16 protein-coding genes are annotated in these 15,903 nt (G+C 64.9%); 12 read left to right on the top strand and 4 right to left on the bottom strand.

Translation table 11 applies throughout. From position 1 onward, the window contains the following. The first annotated feature begins 129 nt into the window (after positions 1-129). Complete coding sequence (gene cycA / locus NJH59_RS22280) at positions 130-1,551, top strand: D-serine/D-alanine/glycine transporter (protein ID WP_054916158.1); 1,422 nt, start codon at positions 130-132, stop codon at positions 1,549-1,551. On the opposite strand, the gene NJH59_RS22275 is transcribed toward cycA, so the two are convergent. Further along, complete coding sequence (locus NJH59_RS22275) at positions 1,542-2,072, bottom strand: hypothetical protein (RefSeq protein ID WP_043863486.1); 531 nt, start codon at positions 2,070-2,072, stop codon at positions 1,542-1,544. The two genes, cycA and NJH59_RS22275, sit on opposite strands and share 10 nt — an antisense overlap. Before the next feature lie 247 nt (positions 2,073-2,319). On the opposite strand from NJH59_RS22275, the gene urtA reads away from it, so the two are divergent. From urtA to NJH59_RS22245, 6 genes are all read left to right on the top strand, one after another. After that, positions 2,320-3,585: an urea ABC transporter substrate-binding protein gene (gene urtA / locus NJH59_RS22270; RefSeq protein ID WP_253087322.1), complete on the top strand. Its 1,266-nt coding sequence runs from the start codon at positions 2,320-2,322 to the stop codon at positions 3,583-3,585. A gap of 127 nt (positions 3,586-3,712) precedes the next feature. After that, complete coding sequence (gene urtB / locus NJH59_RS22265) at positions 3,713-5,215, top strand: urea ABC transporter permease subunit UrtB (protein ID WP_229589705.1); 1,503 nt, start codon at positions 3,713-3,715, stop codon at positions 5,213-5,215. Then, positions 5,215-6,294: an urea ABC transporter permease subunit UrtC gene (gene urtC, locus NJH59_RS22260; protein ID WP_043863489.1), complete on the top strand. Its 1,080-nt coding sequence runs from the start codon at positions 5,215-5,217 to the stop codon at positions 6,292-6,294. The genes urtB and urtC overlap by 1 nt, the downstream gene beginning before the upstream one ends. Further along, positions 6,291-7,151 carry an urea ABC transporter ATP-binding protein UrtD gene (gene urtD, locus NJH59_RS22255; protein WP_167400197.1) on the top strand — a complete coding sequence of 287 codons (861 nt, stop codon included), beginning with the start codon at positions 6,291-6,293 and terminating at the stop codon, positions 7,149-7,151. Before urtC ends, urtD begins: the two co-directional genes overlap by 4 nt. A gap of 103 nt (positions 7,152-7,254) precedes the next feature. Further along, positions 7,255-7,953, top strand: coding sequence for an urea ABC transporter ATP-binding subunit UrtE (gene urtE, locus NJH59_RS22250; RefSeq protein ID WP_043863491.1), 699 nt, complete (start codon positions 7,255-7,257; stop codon positions 7,951-7,953). A 32-nt stretch (positions 7,954-7,985) separates the two neighbouring features. Further along, positions 7,986-8,507, top strand: coding sequence for a GNAT family N-acetyltransferase (locus NJH59_RS22245; protein WP_058541576.1), 522 nt, complete (start codon positions 7,986-7,988; stop codon positions 8,505-8,507). Positions 8,508-8,606: 99 nt separating this feature from the next. On the opposite strand, the gene NJH59_RS22240 is transcribed toward NJH59_RS22245, so the two are convergent. Both NJH59_RS22240 and cbpA read right to left on the bottom strand, forming a co-directional pair. Next, entirely contained in the window at positions 8,607-8,912 is a 306-nt protein-coding gene (locus tag NJH59_RS22240) for a chaperone modulator CbpM (protein ID WP_043863493.1), read from the bottom strand. Positions 8,913-8,914: 2 nt separating this feature from the next. Next, positions 8,915-9,877 carry a curved DNA-binding protein gene (gene cbpA / locus NJH59_RS22235; protein ID WP_043863494.1) on the bottom strand — a complete coding sequence of 321 codons (963 nt, stop codon included), beginning with the start codon at positions 9,875-9,877 and terminating at the stop codon, positions 8,915-8,917. A 166-nt stretch (positions 9,878-10,043) separates the two neighbouring features. Between cbpA and NJH59_RS22230 the strand changes: the two genes are divergently transcribed. The 3 genes from NJH59_RS22230 to NJH59_RS22220 are packed head-to-tail and all read left to right on the top strand — an operon-like array spanning position 10,044 to position 13,186. Continuing rightward, positions 10,044-11,309 carry an Hsp70 family protein gene (locus tag NJH59_RS22230; protein ID WP_043863495.1) on the top strand — a complete coding sequence of 422 codons (1,266 nt, stop codon included), beginning with the start codon at positions 10,044-10,046 and terminating at the stop codon, positions 11,307-11,309. Between the two features lie 27 nt (positions 11,310-11,336). Further along, a complete protein-coding gene (locus NJH59_RS22225; RefSeq protein ID WP_253087321.1) occupies positions 11,337-12,251 on the top strand; it encodes a hypothetical protein in 915 nt (304 codons plus the stop codon). Continuing rightward, positions 12,248-13,186, top strand: a complete 939-nt coding sequence (locus NJH59_RS22220) for a hypothetical protein (protein WP_043863497.1) — start codon at positions 12,248-12,250, stop codon at positions 13,184-13,186. Before NJH59_RS22225 ends, NJH59_RS22220 begins: the two co-directional genes overlap by 4 nt. Positions 13,187-13,230: 44 nt before the next feature. On the opposite strand, the gene NJH59_RS22215 is transcribed toward NJH59_RS22220, so the two are convergent. Beyond that, on the bottom strand, positions 13,231-14,238 hold the full coding sequence (locus NJH59_RS22215; protein WP_054916161.1) for an AI-2E family transporter: 1,008 nt from the start codon (positions 14,236-14,238) through the stop codon (positions 13,231-13,233). 166 nt (positions 14,239-14,404) lie between these two features. Here NJH59_RS22215 and NJH59_RS22210 point away from each other — a divergent pair, with 166 nt between their 5' ends. Both NJH59_RS22210 and NJH59_RS22205 read left to right on the top strand, forming a co-directional pair. Continuing rightward, positions 14,405-14,956, top strand: a complete 552-nt coding sequence (locus NJH59_RS22210) for a hypothetical protein (protein ID WP_253087320.1) — start codon at positions 14,405-14,407, stop codon at positions 14,954-14,956. Further along, positions 14,949-15,893, top strand: coding sequence for a hypothetical protein (locus NJH59_RS22205; protein WP_253087319.1), 945 nt, complete (start codon positions 14,949-14,951; stop codon positions 15,891-15,893). The genes NJH59_RS22210 and NJH59_RS22205 overlap by 8 nt, the downstream gene beginning before the upstream one ends. Positions 15,894-15,903 lie beyond the last annotated feature (10 nt).

The raw sequence follows: 15,903 nt of genomic DNA, 5'->3' as shown, positions 1-15,903 counted from the left end.
CCGCGATCAACAAAGCGGTGCGAACGTACCAACTTGAGACGTATTGCCACCTCGCCAGGGCAAAAGCCCGTGATAGCCTAGCGAGCGCTTCACGCACAAGAAGACTGACTCCTCAATGGAATGCCACCCATGACCAACCAGCAACCGCCGGACACCCCGGCCCACGACCTGCAACGCAACCTCACCAACCGCCATATCCAGCTCATCGCGATTGGCGGGGCCATCGGCACCGGCCTGTTCATGGGCTCGGGCAAGACCATCAGCCTGGCTGGCCCGTCGATCATCTTCGTCTACATGATCATCGGTTTCATGCTGTTCTTCGTCATGCGTGCCATGGGCGAACTGCTGCTGTCGAACCTCAACTACAAGTCGTTCATCGATTTCTCCGCCGACCTGCTCGGCCCCTGGGCCGGCTACTTCACCGGCTGGACCTACTGGTTCTGCTGGATCATCACCGGCATTGCCGACGTGATCGCAATCGCCGCCTACTCGCAGTTCTGGTTCCCTGACCTGCCGCAATGGGCGCCGGCCCTGGCCTGCGTCGGCGTGCTGCTGTCGCTGAACCTGATCACGGTGAAGCTGTTCGGCGAAATCGAGTTCTGGTTCGCCCTGATCAAGATCATCGCGATCATGGCGCTGGTGTGCACCGGCCTGTACATGGTGTTCGTCGGCTTCCAGTCACCCACCGGCACCAGTGCACAGCTGAGCAACCTGTGGAATGACGCGGGCATGTTCCCCCATGGCCTGATGGGCTTTTTCGCGGGCTTCCAGATTGCCGTGTTCGCCTTCGTCGGCATCGAACTGGTGGGCACCACCGCCGCCGAGGCGAAGAACCCCGAGCGCACCCTGCCGCGGGCGATCAACTCGATCCCGATCCGCATCATCATGTTCTACGTGCTGGCGCTGATCGCGATCATGGCCGTCACCCCGTGGCGCGACGTGGTGCCGGGCAAGAGCCCGTTCGTCGAGCTGTTCGTGCTGGCCGGGCTGCCGGCGGCGGCGAGCATCATCAACTTCGTGGTGCTGACCTCGGCGGCCTCCTCGGCCAACAGCGGAGTGTTTTCCACCAGCCGCATGCTGTTCGGCCTGGCCCAGCAGGGCGATGCGCCGAAAAGCTTCGAGACCCTGTCCAGCCGCAAGGTGCCGGCCAACGGCCTGTACTTCTCGTGCACCTGCCTGCTGCTGGGCGCGGCCCTGATGTACGTGATCCCCGACCTGATCGAGGCCTTCACCCTGGTGACCACGGTGTCGGCGATCCTGTTCATGTTCGTGTGGACGCTGATCCTGCTGTCGTACCTCACCTACCGCAAGGAGCGTGCGCCGCTGCACCAGGCCTCGAAGTACAAGATGCCGGGCGGGCGCTTCATGTGCTGGGTATGCCTGACGTTCTTCGCCTTCATCCTGGTGTTGCTGTGCCTGGAGAGCGATACCCGCCAGGCCCTGCTGGTGACGCCGCTGTGGTTCGTGCTGCTGGCCGTGACCTACCAGACCGTGCGCCGCAAGCGCCAGGCGCGTGTGCCGGTGCCCGCTACCACGCCGCGTCAGTCGTAGTCGTACTCCTGCTGCTGGAGGGCTTGGGCAAGCCCTTCCAGCACGCCATCGGCCTCGGCCCGCTGTTCGGGCGAAGGGCCGCTGGCAAACTGGCTGCGCTGCTGGCCCAGGGTGAGGAACGCATTGTCGCCATCACCCCAGATATACGAATAGACCAGCAGGAAGCTGTCCGACTCCGGCTTGGCGTACTTCGCCATCTGACGCAGAGGGGCCAGCAACTGGATCATCTCGCCGTAATTGTTGGTGAACTCCACCAACGCGAACTGCCAGACCTGCGACGCCTCGTCGTACTGCATCAGGCTGCCGTACATGCAGTCGACCCAGCCCTGAAGCAAATCGCCCAGCGCCACCGCATTTTCAGGCGCCTTCTGGTCAAGATCACGTACCCCGTGCACCTCGGCGGCGTCCAGCCATTGCTGCCAGTCATCGAACTCGCCAGCGCCCGCCGCAGGTGAGGTCACCGCGGCCTGGTACTGGGCCGGGGTGATGTTGCAGCGAAAGTACAGCGATGACGCTTCCATGGCGAAAATCCTTGAGCCGAGTTGAAGTGAGGGCGCAAGCATAAGGCATCGCCGTGAACTATTGCTGTGCAGTCTTGCGCGTACTGCACCACGGCAAGCGCCATCCCGGTGCACCCACCCTGCCCTGCGCCTTGTGAACACGCCGCTGGCAAGCCTGTGTACGACATCGGCACAGCCCTTGCTAAAGCTCTCTGCGCAAAGTCGCGGTCTGCCCAGCAGAACCATTCGATCCCATGGAGAGAGCACTATGAAGCGTCGCAGTCTGATCAAGGCATTCACCCTCAGCGCGTCGATTGCCGCGATGGGCCTGAGCTGGACGGTCCAGGCCGCCGAGACCATCAAGGTCGGCATCCTGCATTCACTGTCGGGCACCATGGCGATCTCCGAGACCTCGCTCAAGGACATGGCCCTGATGACCATCGAGCAGATCAACGCCAAGGGCGGGGTCAACGGCAAGCTGCTGGAGCCGGTGGTGGTCGACCCGGCCTCCAACTGGCCGCTGTTCGCCGAGAAGAGCCGCCAGTTGCTGACCCAGGACAAGGTCGCGGTGGTGTTCGGCTGCTGGACCTCGGTGTCGCGCAAGTCGGTGCTGCCGGTGTTCGAGGAACTCAACGGGCTGCTGTTCTACCCGGTGCAGTACGAAGGTGAAGAGATGTCGCCCAACGTGTTCTACACCGGGGCAGCGCCCAACCAGCAGGCGATACCGGCGGTGGAATACCTGATGAGCGAGGACGGTGGCGCGGCCAAGCGCTTCTTCCTGCTGGGCACCGACTACGTGTACCCACGCACCACCAACAAGATTCTGCGTGCGTTCCTGCACAGCAAGGGCGTGGCCGACAAGGACATCGAGGAGGTGTACACCCCGTTCGGCCACAGCGATTACCAGACCATCGTGGCCAACATCAAGAAGTTCTCGGCCGGGAGCAAGACGGCGGTGATCTCCACCGTCAACGGCGACTCCAACGTGCCGTTCTACAAGGAACTGGCCAACCAGGGCCTGAAGGCCACCGACGTGCCGGTGGTGGCGTTCTCGGTGGGTGAAGAGGAGCTTCGCGGCATCGATACCAAGCCGCTGGTGGGGCACCTGGCGGCATGGAACTACTTCGAGTCGGTGGACAACCCGGTCAACACGCAATTCGTGGCCGACTGGAAGGCCTATGCCAAGGCGAAGAACCTGCCGGGCGCCGACAAGGCGGTGACCAACGACCCGATGGAGGCCACCTATGTGGGCATCCATATGTGGGCCCAGGCGGTGGAAAAGGCCAAGAGCACCGATGTGGACAAGGTGCGCGAGGCGCTGGCGGGGCAGACGTTCAAGGCGCCGTCGGGCTTCACCCTGACCATGGACAAGACCAACCACCACCTGCACAAGCCGGTGATGATCGGCGAGATCCAGGATGACGGGCAGTTCAGCGTGGTGTGGCAGACCGAGCAGCCGCTGCGCGCGCAGCCGTGGAGCCCGTTCATTCCGGGCAACGACAAGCGGCCGGATTATGCCGTGAAAGGCAACTGAGGCAGGGGGCCGCCGTGCGGCCCATCGCGGGTCAAGCCCGCTCCCACAGGGATCACCGAACTCTGTAGGAGCGGGCTTGACCCGCGAAGAGGCCCTGACAGTCACCTAACCTTTCGAGGAAGCCGCCATGCCCAAGGCACTCCACTCGCTGTTGCTCGCCCTGCTCCTGCTGCTGCCTCTGGCAGCCCGGGCCGCTGGCGACGCCGACTACTTCATCGCCGCCAAGCCCAACGAACAGGCCAGCCTGCTGCAGGGCTGGGCGGCGCAACCCGACCCCGCGCGCCTCGAACTGCTGAGTTCGCTGCAGCAAGGCCGCCTGGGCCCGGACGACAGCCGCAAGCTGCGCCTGAACAACCGCCTGCGCGGCCTGGTGGACAACGCCCTGGCCAGCCATCAACTGCTCAGCGATGACGCCAGAGTCCGCCTGGCCGCCGCCCAGCAACTGCAGAAAAGCGCGCAGCCCGCTCAGGTCGCCTTCCTCGACCGGCGCTTTGCCAGCGAGCCCGACGCCGCCGTGCACGCAGCCCTGGGCCTGGCCCTGGCCAACCTGCAACTGGTCGCGACAGACCCCGCCGTACGCCTGGCCGCCGTGCGCCTGCTGGGCGAAACCGGCGACCCGATGGCCCGCACCCGCCTCGAAAGCCTGCTCGACCCCAGTGTGGAAACCGACCCCACGGTGCGCACCGCCGCCGAAACCAGCCTGGCCCAGGTCAAGCGCAAGCTGCTGATCGGCGAGCTGCTCGGCCAGGCCTTCAGCGGGCTGTCGCTGGGTTCGATACTGCTGCTGGCAGCCCTGGGCCTGGCGATCACCTTCGGCCTGCTGGGGGTGATCAACATGGCCCACGGCGAAATGCTGATGCTCGGCGCCTACAGCACCTACGTGGTGCAAGTGCTGGTGCAGCGCTACGCCCCCGGCGCGCTGGACTTCTACCCGCTGCTGGCACTGCCGGTGGCCTTCGGTGTGAGTGCCGGGGTCGGCATGCTGCTCGAACGCACGGTGATCCGCCACCTGTACGGGCGCCCGCTGGAAACCCTGCTGGCCACCTGGGGCATCAGCCTGATCCTGATCCAGGCCATCCGCCTGCTGTTCGGCGCGCAGAACGTCGAGGTGGCCAACCCGGCCTGGCTCTCCGGCGGCCTGCAGGTACTGCCCAACCTGGTGCTGCCCTACAGCCGCCTGGTGATCATCGGTTTCGCCCTGTGCGTGGTGCTGCTCACCTGGCTGCTGCTCAACCGCACCCGCCTGGGCCTGAACGTGCGCGCCGTCACCCAGAACCGCAACATGGCCGCCTGCTGCGGCGTGCCCACCGGGCGCGTGGACATGCTCGCCTTCGGCCTGGGTTCGGGTATCGCCGGCCTTGGCGGTGTGGCCCTGAGCCAGATCGGCAACGTCGGCCCGGACCTGGGCCAGAGCTACATCATCGACTCGTTCCTGGTGGTGGTGCTCGGTGGCGTCGGGCAACTGGCCGGCAGCCTGTGGGCCGCGTTCGGCCTGGGCATAGCCAACAAGTTGCTGGAGCCGCAGATCGGTGCGGTGCTCGGCAAGATCCTCATCCTTGCGCTGATCATTCTGTTCATCCAGAAGCGTCCGCAAGGCCTGTTCGCCCTCAAGGGACGGGTAATCGACTGATGAACCAGCCACTGCTTGTCACTGCTACACAAAAGGCCGGCCCGCGCCTGACCCTGGCCGTCGGCGCCCTGGTGCTGCTGGTGCTGATCGCCCTGCCACTGCTGTCGTTGCTGCCAGCCGGCCACAGCCTGCAGGTGTCGGCCTACACCCTGACCCTGGTGGGCAAGATCCTGTGCTACGCCATCGTTGCCCTGGCGCTGGACCTGGTGTGGGGCTACGCCGGGTTGCTGTCGCTGGGCCATGGCCTGTTCTTCGCCCTGGGCGGCTACGCCATGGGCATGTACCTGATGCGCGAAGCGGCCGGCGACGGCCTGCCGGCGTTCATGACCTTTCTGTCGTGGAGCGAGCTGCCGTGGTACTGGGCCGGCACCCAGCACTTTGCCTGGGCACTGTGCCTGGTGGTGCTGGCGCCGGGGCTTTTGGCGCTGGTGTTCGGCTACTTCGCGTTCCGTTCGCGGATCAAGGGCGTGTACTTCTCGATCATGACCCAGGCCCTGACCTTTGCCGGCATGCTGCTGTTCTTTCGCAACGAGACCGGCTTTGGCGGCAACAACGGCTTCACCAACTTTCGCAGCATCCTGGGTTTCGAGATCACCGCCCAGGGCACCCGCGCAGTGCTGTTCCTGCTAACCGTGGCCTTGCTGGCGGGCAGCCTGTACCTGGGCTGGCGCCTGGCGCGCAGCAAGTTCGGGCGCGTGCTCACGGCGCTGCGCGACGCCGAGAACCGCCTGATGTTCTGCGGCTACGACCCACGCGGCTTCAAGCTGTTCGTGTGGGTGCTGAGCGCCGTGCTGTGCGGCCTGGCGGGTGCGCTGTACGTGCCGCAGGTGGGCATCATCAACCCCAGCGAGATGTCGCCCACCAACTCCATCGAGGCCGCCGTGTGGGTAGCCCTGGGCGGGCGCGGCACGCTGATCGGGCCGCTGCTGGGCGCCGGCGTGGTCAATGGCATGAAGAGCTGGTTCACCGTGGCGTTCCCCGAGTTCTGGCTGTTCTTTCTCGGTGCGCTGTTCATTCTGGTAACGCTTTACCTGCCCAGGGGCGTGGTCGGTCTGCTGAAGAAAAGGGGTGAACAATGAGAAGCGTACCACTGCCTGCCGTACACCCCGAGTTCATGCTCGAACCGATCATCGACGCCGGCAGCGGTCGCGATGCCATCGGCCTGGGCCAGGCACGCCAGCCAGGGCTGGACGTGCGCCACGGCACGGTGCTGACGCTGGAGGACATCAGCGTGAGCTTCGACGGCTTCAAGGCGCTGAATGCGCTGAACCTGTACATCGGCGTGGGCGAGTTGCGCTGCATCATCGGGCCCAATGGGGCGGGCAAGACCACGCTGATGGACGTGATCACCGGCAAGACCCGCCCCACCACCGGCAAGGCCTGGTTCGGCGAGACCCTGGACCTGACGCGCATGAGCGAGGTGCAGATCGCCCAGGCCGGCATCGGGCGCAAGTTCCAGAAGCCGACGGTGTTCGAGGCCTTGAGCGTGTACGAAAACCTGGAACTGGCGCAGAAGGCCGACAAGTCGGTATGGGCCAGCCTGTGCGCAAGACTCGGCGGCGAACAGCGCGACCGTATCGACCAGGTGCTGCAGACCATTCGCCTGACCGGGTCGGCGCAGCGCCCGGCGGGGTTGCTGTCCCATGGGCAGAAGCAGTTTCTGGAGATCGGCATGCTGCTGATGCAGGACCCGCAGTTGCTGCTGCTGGACGAACCGGTGGCGGGCATGACCGACGCCGAGACCGAATTCACCGCCGAGCTGTTCAAAAGCCTGGCCGGCCGGCATTCGCTGATGGTGGTGGAGCACGACATGGGGTTTGTCGGCAGCATTGCCGACCATGTGACGGTGCTGCACCAGGGCAGCGTGCTGGCAGAGGGTTCGCTGGAACAGGTGCAGGCCGATGATCGGGTGATCGAGGTTTATCTGGGGCGCTGAAAAGCTTCGACGGCAACGCCGGCTCCTACAGAGACACCGCGGCTCTGGTAGGCGCCGGCCTTGCCGGCGAAGAGGCCGGTACAGACAAAAAAGGACAAGGTACATGCTGAAAATCGACACCCTGCACCAGTACTACGGCGGCAGCCACATCCTGCGTGGCCTGTCGTTCCAGGCCAAGGTCGGAGAGGTCACCTGCCTGCTGGGCCGCAACGGCGTGGGCAAGACCACTCTGCTGCGCTGCCTGATGGGCCTGCTGCCCGCCCGCGAAGGCAGCGTGCACTGGGAGGGCCAGGCCATCACCACGCTCAAGCCGCACCAGCGCGTGCACGCCGGAATCGCCTACGTGCCCCAGGGCCGCGAGATTTTCCCGCGCCTGACGGTGGAGGAGAACCTGCTGATGGGCCTGTCACGCTTCGGCGCCAGCCAGGCGCGGGAGGTGCCGGCCTTCATCTACGAACTGTTCCCGGTACTGCTGCAGATGAAACACCGCCGCGGCGGCGACCTGTCCGGTGGCCAGCAACAGCAACTGGCCATCGGCCGCGCCCTGGCCAGCCGCCCGCGCCTGCTGATCCTCGACGAGCCCACCGAAGGCATCCAGCCATCGGTGATCAAGGAGATCGGTGCGGTGATCCGCCAACTGGCCGCGCGTGGCGACATGGCGATTCTGCTGGTGGAGCAGTTCTACGACTTTGCCGCCGAACTGGCCGACCAGTACCTGGTGATGTCCCGCGGCGAGATCGTGCAGCAGGGCCGCGGGGAAAACATGGAGGCCGAAGGTGTACGCGGCCTGGTTACGATTTAATCTGTGCGCCTGTCCCGTTTCGAGAGCCTGTCATGAATCACATCCGCGACGCCGTGCACGCCGACCTGCCGGCCATCCGTGATATCTACAACGATGCGGTGCTCAACACCCTGGCGATCTGGAACGAGCAGACGGTCGACCTGGGCAATCGCCAGGCGTGGTTCGCGGCGCGCCAGGCGCAGGGTTATCCGATTCTGGTGGCGGTGAATGAGGCAGGGGACGTGCTGGGCTATGCCTCGTTCGGCGACTGGCGCCCGTTCGAGGGGTTTCGCCACACCGTGGAGCATTCGGTGTACATCCGCAGCGACCAGCGCGGCCAGGGCCTGGGGCCGTTGCTGATGCAGGCGCTGATCGAGCGTGCCAGGGGCTGTGGCAAGCATGTGATGGTGGCGGCGATCGAGAGCGGCAATACGGCGTCGATCCGCCTGCACGAGCGGCTGGGCTTCACCCTGAACGGACAGATGCCGCAGGTGGGGGTGAAGTTCGGCAAGTGGCTGGATCTGACCTTCATGCAACTGATGCTGGCACCGGGGGCGCAGCCCCCACAGGGCTGAGGGCCTCATCGCGGGTCAAGCCCGCTCCCACAGGTACAGCGCTGGCTTGGAGGCCAACGGCGTATCGGTGGGAGCGGGCTTGACCCGCGATTGGGCCGGTCAGCCTTGCACAAACCTTCCCAGGCGCTGCTTCAACATCGAATTCTCACTGCGCAACTGCTTCACTTCCTCCAGCAGCTCCAGCGCCAGCGCCACCCCTTCCCACTCCAGCTCCAGCTCCTGGTGCAGCTTGGCCGCGCGCTTGGCCAGCACCGGGGCACGGTCGTCGAACACCCATTCCTCCGGCGTTCGCCCCGAAGGTTCAACGATGCCGTGTTCGACGATCTCGATCACGTAGGCTGCCGGTACATCGGCCTCCTGACAAAGGGTTCGCATGTCCAGTTGAACGATCAGGGTACTGCTCATGGTCACTTACTCCATTGAGTTCGCGGGTTGAACCCGGCCTTCTCCGACAGTTTGGTCCACAGTTCGCGGGCTTCGGCGCTCGATTGCGTCGGCATCACCACCTTCAGCTGCGCATACAGGTCGCCACGCTGGCCCTGCTTGTTGCTCAGGCCCATGCCCTTGATGCGCAGGCGCTGGCCGCTCTGGCTGTCGGGGCGGATGGTCAGGTTGACCTTGCCGGTCAGGGTCGGCATCTCGACCTTGGTGCCCAGCGCAGCCTCCCACGGTGCCAGCGGCACGGTGATGATCAGGTCATGACCTTCGACATCGAACAGCGGGTGGGGTGCCAGGCGAATGATCAGGTACAGGTCGCCATTGGCGCCGCCGCCCACGCCCGGTGCACCCTGGCCCTTGAGGCGGATGCGCTCGCCGTCGGTCACCCCGGCAGGGATCTTGACGTTGAGGGTCTTGGTGGTGTCGCCCGTGCGCTGCCCGGCCGCGTTGTACTGCGGCACCTGGAAGCTGATCTTCTTCGACTCGTTGGCCAGGGTTTCCTCGAGGAAAATCGCCAGTTCCATTTCCACGTCCTGCCCTCGCCGACCGGCACTGCGTTGCTGGCCACGGCCAAAGGGGTTGCCGTTGCCACGTCCGGCCGAGCCGAAAATGGAACTGAAGAAGTCCGAGAAGTCGCCGCCGCCAAAGTCGGCACCGCCACCGCCACCGCCACGGCTTTCCCAGCCCGGCGGGCCCTGGAAGGGCCGGCCGTGCTGGCCGTACTTGCGCAGCTCGTCGTATTCGGCGCGCTTTTCAGGGCTGCTCAGGGCCTCATAGGCCTCGTTCACTTCCTTGAAGTGGTTTTCGGCGTCGCGCTCTTTGCTGACGTCCGGGTGATACTTGCGCGCAAGCTTGCGGTAGGCGGTCTTGATCGCCTTTTCATCCGCCGTGGGCTCTACGCCAAGGATCTTGTAATAGTCTTTGAAGTCCATCTTTACGATTCACCATCGGTTATCGAATGCATCACTGCTGTGAAGATTGGGGTCAAGCATAGCCTTTCAAGTCGGACAAAGGATTGCTGTCGAGCAGATATTCGGTCTTGATTCTGCCGATGGCTGGCATAAACTGCGCGGCCGTTTTTCCCCCGGAAGCACACCCATGAGTCACGCATCCCCGGCCCGCGCCTGCGGTATCGACTTCGGCACCTCCAATTCCACCGTCGGCTGGCACCGTCCCGGCGTGGATTCGCTGATTGCCCTGGAAGACGGCAAGATCACCTTGCCCTCGGTGGTGTTCTTCAATATCGAGGAGCGGCGCCCGGTCTATGGCCGGCTTGCCCTGCACGAGTACCTGGAGGGCTACGAAGGCCGCCTGATGCGCTCGCTCAAGAGCCTGCTGGGCTCCAAGCTGATCAAGCACGACACCAGCGTGCTGGGCACCGCGCTGCCGTTCAAGGACCTGCTGGGCATGTTCATCGGCGAGCTGAAGAAGCGTGCCGAGGCCAATGCCGGGCGCGACTTCGACGAGGTGGTGCTGGGCCGCCCGGTGCATTTCGTCGACGACGACCAGGCCGCCGACCAGGAGGCCGAAGACACCCTGGCCGAGGTGGCGAAGAAGATCGGCTTCAAGGACGTGTCGTTCCAGTACGAACCCATCGCCGCAGCCTTCGACTACGAGTCGAGCATCCAGGGCGAAGAGCTGGTGCTGATCGTCGACATCGGCGGTGGTACCTCGGACTTCTCGCTGGTACGCCTGGCCCCCGAGCGCCACATGCTCGATGACCGCCACGCCGACATCCTGGCCACCGGTGGCGTGCACATCGGCGGTACCGACTTCGACAAGCAGTTGAGCCTGCAGGGCGTGATGCCGCTGTTCGGCTATGGCAGCCGCATGAAAAGCGGTGCCTTCATGCCCACCAGCCACCACATGAACCTGGCCACCTGGCACACCATCAACTCGGTGTACTCGCAGAAATCCCAGCTGGCGCTGGGCAGCATGCGCTACGACATCGAGGACACCGACGGCATCGACCGCCTGTTCAAGCTGATCGAACAGCGCGCCGGGCACTGGCTGGCGATGGAAGTGGAAGCCACCAAGATCGAGCTGACCCACAGCGACAGCCGCCTGGTCGACCTCAAGCGCGTGCAGCCCGAGCTGAGTGTGGAGTTGACCCGTGCGCTGTTCGAGGCGTCCATCGACAGCCTGCTCGAACGTGTGCGTGGCAGCGTCGGCGAGCTGCTGAACAAGGCCGGTGTAGGGGTGGCGCAGGTCGACACGGTATTCTTCACCGGCGGCTCCAGCGGCATCCCTGCCCTGCGCCAGAGCGTGGCGGCCATGCTGCCCAACGCGCGCCACGTCGAGGGCAACATCTTCGGCAGCATCGGTAGCGGCCTGGCGATCGAAGCCCGCAAGCGTTACGGCTAGCCCGCCGCCCCACAAGGACGTGAACAGATGAGTTTCAAACCCCTGGCGCTGATCAGCGCCTTGCTGCTGGCCGGTTGCAACGACGACCTGATGACCCTGCGCTTCGAGGACTCGGCCGGCTCGTCGGGCACCGGCCTGGACGCGCGCAAGCAGCAGATGATCGACGAGGCCCTGGTGCAACGCCAGATCGACCCGAAAAGCCTGCGCTGGCGGGTCGACCTCGAAGACCAACACCTGGTGTACGTGAGGGAACTGCAGCCGCTGAGCGAGGCGCAGCGCAAGGCGTTGCGCGAACCGTTCGACGAGATCCTGCAGGCACGCGTGGCGAACACGCTGCAGATCGAACTCACCCTGGACATCCCCCCCGAGCAACGCCAGGCCCTAAGCGCGGCAGAGCGCCAGCGGATCGACGCGCTGCCGCAACCGCTGTTGATCCCGCTGGAGCTCAGCCCGACGGTGCTGACCATGGCGCTGATGCCCAGGGACGACGACAACGTGCCGCGGGACGTGACCGAACGCATCAACTCCAAGGTCACCTGCCAACTGCAGGCGCTGCCGGTAAAGCCGTTGCCAGAAGGCATCACCGGCCTGTGGCAGATGACGCTGGACACGGCCAATCAGGTCAGCGTCGAGCTGGGCGAAGCGCACTACCCGGCGCATTACCGGCTGACCGACGCCGGCCTGCAAGGCAGGATCGACAAAGGCGAACTGTGGCTCATCGAGCCGAACTACCTGTCGGTGGACCCACTGGTGGTGATGCTGGGTTTTTCGGACCTGGGGCAACAGCGGCTGTACCGCAGTTTTCCGTTGCAACCCAATGCTTCGCAGCTGATCCATTCGTGCGAAAGCGCTGCCAATCACTTGCCACGCCCCCTGAGCTTTCGGGTCGGGGACGGCCTGGACCGGCTCGAATCGGTGACCTACAAGGAAGAAACCCAATGAACCTGGCCAGAACCCTGGCACTGTCGAGCGCGCTGCTGCTGGGCGGCTGCGGCGATGAAACATTCATGAGCGTGCGCTTTCAGACTGACGTCGGCACCGCCCGCTGGGGGCTGGACCCGATCAACCTGCAGATGATCGGCGAGGCCCTCGAACAGCGCCAGGTCGACCCCAAGCGCCTGCGTTTCGACGTGGATGCCGAGGACAAGCGCCTGGTGCATGTGGTGCTGCTGCAACCGCTGGATGAACAGCAGCAGGCCGCCCTGCGCGGGCTGTTCGAGGACATCGTGCAGGCGCGCAACGCTGTCACCTTCGCTATCGAAGTCACCCTGCAACCCACCGCCGCCGAGCGCCAGCGCCTGACCCCAAGCCAGCTGCAGGCCCTGGAGGCGATGCCCGCCTCGTTCACCCTGCCCGCCGAACCGGGCGACGAAGTGAGCACGGTGGCCGCGATGCCGGAGCAATGGCCGGGCACCACGATGGATGTCAACGAACAGGTGCAGGCCGAGGTCAGTTGCCTGCTGTACATCAGCCCGCGCCAGTATTACCCGGGCATGACCGACGTCTACGCGGCCAAGGGCGATGACCCGCAGCGGGTGGTGCTGGAGTTTGCCGAAACAGGCGAAGCGGATGCCTTCAGCCTGTGGAAGGTGAGTGCCCGCTACCGCTTCAAGCAGGCCAGCCTGCAGCAGCAGGTCGACAAGGGTGAACTCGCGCTGCTGCCGGCTGACGAGCAGAACCGCAAGAGCCTGAGCATCGCGTTCAAGCTGGCGGACCTGGGCGAGCACGAGCTGATGCGTGCCTACCAGATCGACTATCGGGTCAAGGCGCTGAACAGCCAGTGCTACGCCGAGCAGATGAAGCTCGGGCGGCCGTACACCTTCTTCATGGGTGCGGGGCTGGATCGCGTGGAAGCGGTCACTTATCCACAGAAATGAGTTGGCCTCTTCGCCAGCAAGGCTGGCGAAGAGGCCCGTAGGCCTTACACCAGCTCGGCCCGGCGCAACTCGCTCTTCAGGTACGCATAGTAGATCGGCCCCGCGACCACGCCCGGCAAGCCGAACGCCGCCTCGAACACCAGCATCGCCAGCAGCAGCTCCCACGACTTGGCGCGAATCTGCCCGCCCACGATGCGCGCATTGAGAAAGTACTCGACCTTGTGGATCACGATCAGGTAGCCCAGCGCCGCCACCGCCACCCAGATCGACAGCGACAGGCCGACGATGGTGATCAGCGTGTTGGACATCAGGTTGCCGATCACCGGCAGCAGCCCCAGCAGGAAGGTCAGCACGATCAGCGTCTTGGTCAGCGGCAGGTGCACCCCGAACAGCGGCAGCACCACCGCCAGGAATACCCCGGTAAAGGCGGTGTTGAGCAGCGAGATCTTGATCTGCGCGAACACGATGTTGCGAAACGCCTGCACCAGCAGCGACAGGCGCTCGAACAAGGCCGCGGCCAGCGGTTTGCGCTGGGTCAGGTCGGGGATGCGCTGCAAGGCCACGATGGCGCCCAGGATCATGCCGATCAGCAAGGTCACGAACATGTGCGCCGCGCCCTTGCCCACCAGTTGCAGGTCGGCCAGGTGGGTGCGCAACCATTCGCCGATGGCCACCTTGAACTCCGCCGCACTGGCCGGCAGGTAGGCGTCGATGAACGGCGGCAACTGCCCGCGCGCCTGGTCCACCAGCAGCATGAACTTGTCCAGCGACGCGCCGGGATTCTCCGCCTCGTGCAGCAGAAAGCTGATGGCCCCGGCAAACAGCAGGCTCAGCACGCTCACGATCAGCGTGCCCAGCAACGCCACCGCCACCCAGCGCGCACGCTGCCCGGCAATCAGGTGCTGCAACTTGGGCGTGAGCATGTTGACCAGCTCGAACACCAGCAGGCCGGCCAGCAGGCTGGGCAGCAGCTTGAGCGGCAGCGCCAGCAGCAACCCGGTGAACACGATGAGCCAACTCGCCAGGACGATCTGGCGCTGGGTAAATGTCATACAACCTCGGAGGCAGAAAGACCACAAAGACGGCAGTCTGCCAGCCTTCTACGAGCAGGCATAGGGGCACGCGGGGCGCGGCGCGCTGGCGTTGCCAGGGCAATCTTTCTATGATGCCCGCCCTCACGGAATGACCGCGCGCCCATGCGCAATCGCAGGAGCGCGCATGCGCGAAAAAGATATCCTCGAAATACTGGTGCCGATTCTCTGCGTGCTGATTGTCTGGCGCATCACGCCGATCTTCTGGACGTTCTTCATGACCTGGCTCAATCGCGTCAGGTACCTGCGCCGCGCCACCCCGATACGCCAGCTGAACGACGGCGAGCGCGAGGCCCTGGCGTTTCTCGGCGGCCCGGCCTACATGCTGCGCAAGCTGGTCGGCACCACCGACCTGCCCTGGAAGAAACTGGCCCACGTCACCGGCAAGCGCGCCGCGGTGTACCGCCTGCAAGGCCCGCTGGACACCTGGGGCTACTCGCTGCAGCACTTCGGCGAAATACACCACCGCATCCAGGGCATCGCGGTGCACATGCCGCTGGAGGACATCGAGGACAAGACCGACCCGCACAACGAGGTGGAGGTGATGTTCAGCCGGGGCGTGGCCATCATTCTTAGCGTCAATGGTCGGCCCACCCTCATCGAAACCCTGCGCCTGTGGCAGCCTCGCCTGCTGCCGCTGCAGGAACACGCCGACACGGCCAAGGAACCCCATGCGTAAGGTACTGCTGTGCGCGCTCGCGCTGTTGCTCGCAGGCTGTGACAAGGACTTTCTGTTGCTGCACTTCCAGGCGCCGGTGGGCGACCTGTACTACAGCCGGGACGTGCATTACAGCTACCGTGAATCGATCTTCGCGCTGCTGGCCGCGCACCACATCCCCACCGACAGCCTGGTGATGGAGATGGACGAGTACAACGACAAGGTGGTGCACCTGCGCCTGACGGACGACTCACTGAGCCCACAGCAGCTGGACGAGATTCGCGAGGTGTTCGAAGCCATCATCCCGGCACGCAATGCGGTGACCCTGAACATGAAGCTGCGTTTCGACGCCGACCAGGCCCAGGGGCTGACCGGCCAGCGCCAGGGCACGGGCGCGCCGCCGCGTCACTTCGACACCACCGTGCTGACCCCGCAGAACCTGCACATTGCCCTTGGCCAGGGCATCGGTACCCCGCCGCACAGCAACCCCTACCTCAAGGTGCTGCCGCAGGCCGATGACCAGATGCTCTGCACCCTGGAGGCCGGCATGACTCCGACACTGCCGTTCTACATGCTCGCCACCGGGCCAGGCGAGCTCGGCTCGGGCCGTCAGGGCCTGCTGCACGTGCGCAACCGCGACTTCCAGGCTGCCCAGGTGCCAGTGCACCTGCAGTTCGAAGACGCGGCGCTGCGCCGACTGGTCGATAACGGCACCCTGCAGGTGGCGTTCAGCACCCGCAACTGGCTCGACTACCTGAACCCCGACAACATTCACCTGCACTTCGTGATCGGCCCGCCACTGGTATCGGCGCCGATGGCCGAGATGACCCATGCGCGTGCCCGGGAACTGCACGCCGAGTGCAACCAGCGCATGGACGCACTGGGGCGGCCGTTCTCGTTCTTCTTTGGCGAGGGCGTGGACCGGCTGGTGTATGTGGGCCTGCCGGCACGCGACTGAGCCTCAGCGA

This window comes from Pseudomonas sp. VE 267-6A (assembly GCF_024126555.1).
GTDB classification, from domain to species: Bacteria; Pseudomonadota; Gammaproteobacteria; order Pseudomonadales; family Pseudomonadaceae; genus Aquipseudomonas; species Aquipseudomonas palmensis.
This window is presented reverse-complemented; position numbering and strand designations above follow the sequence as displayed.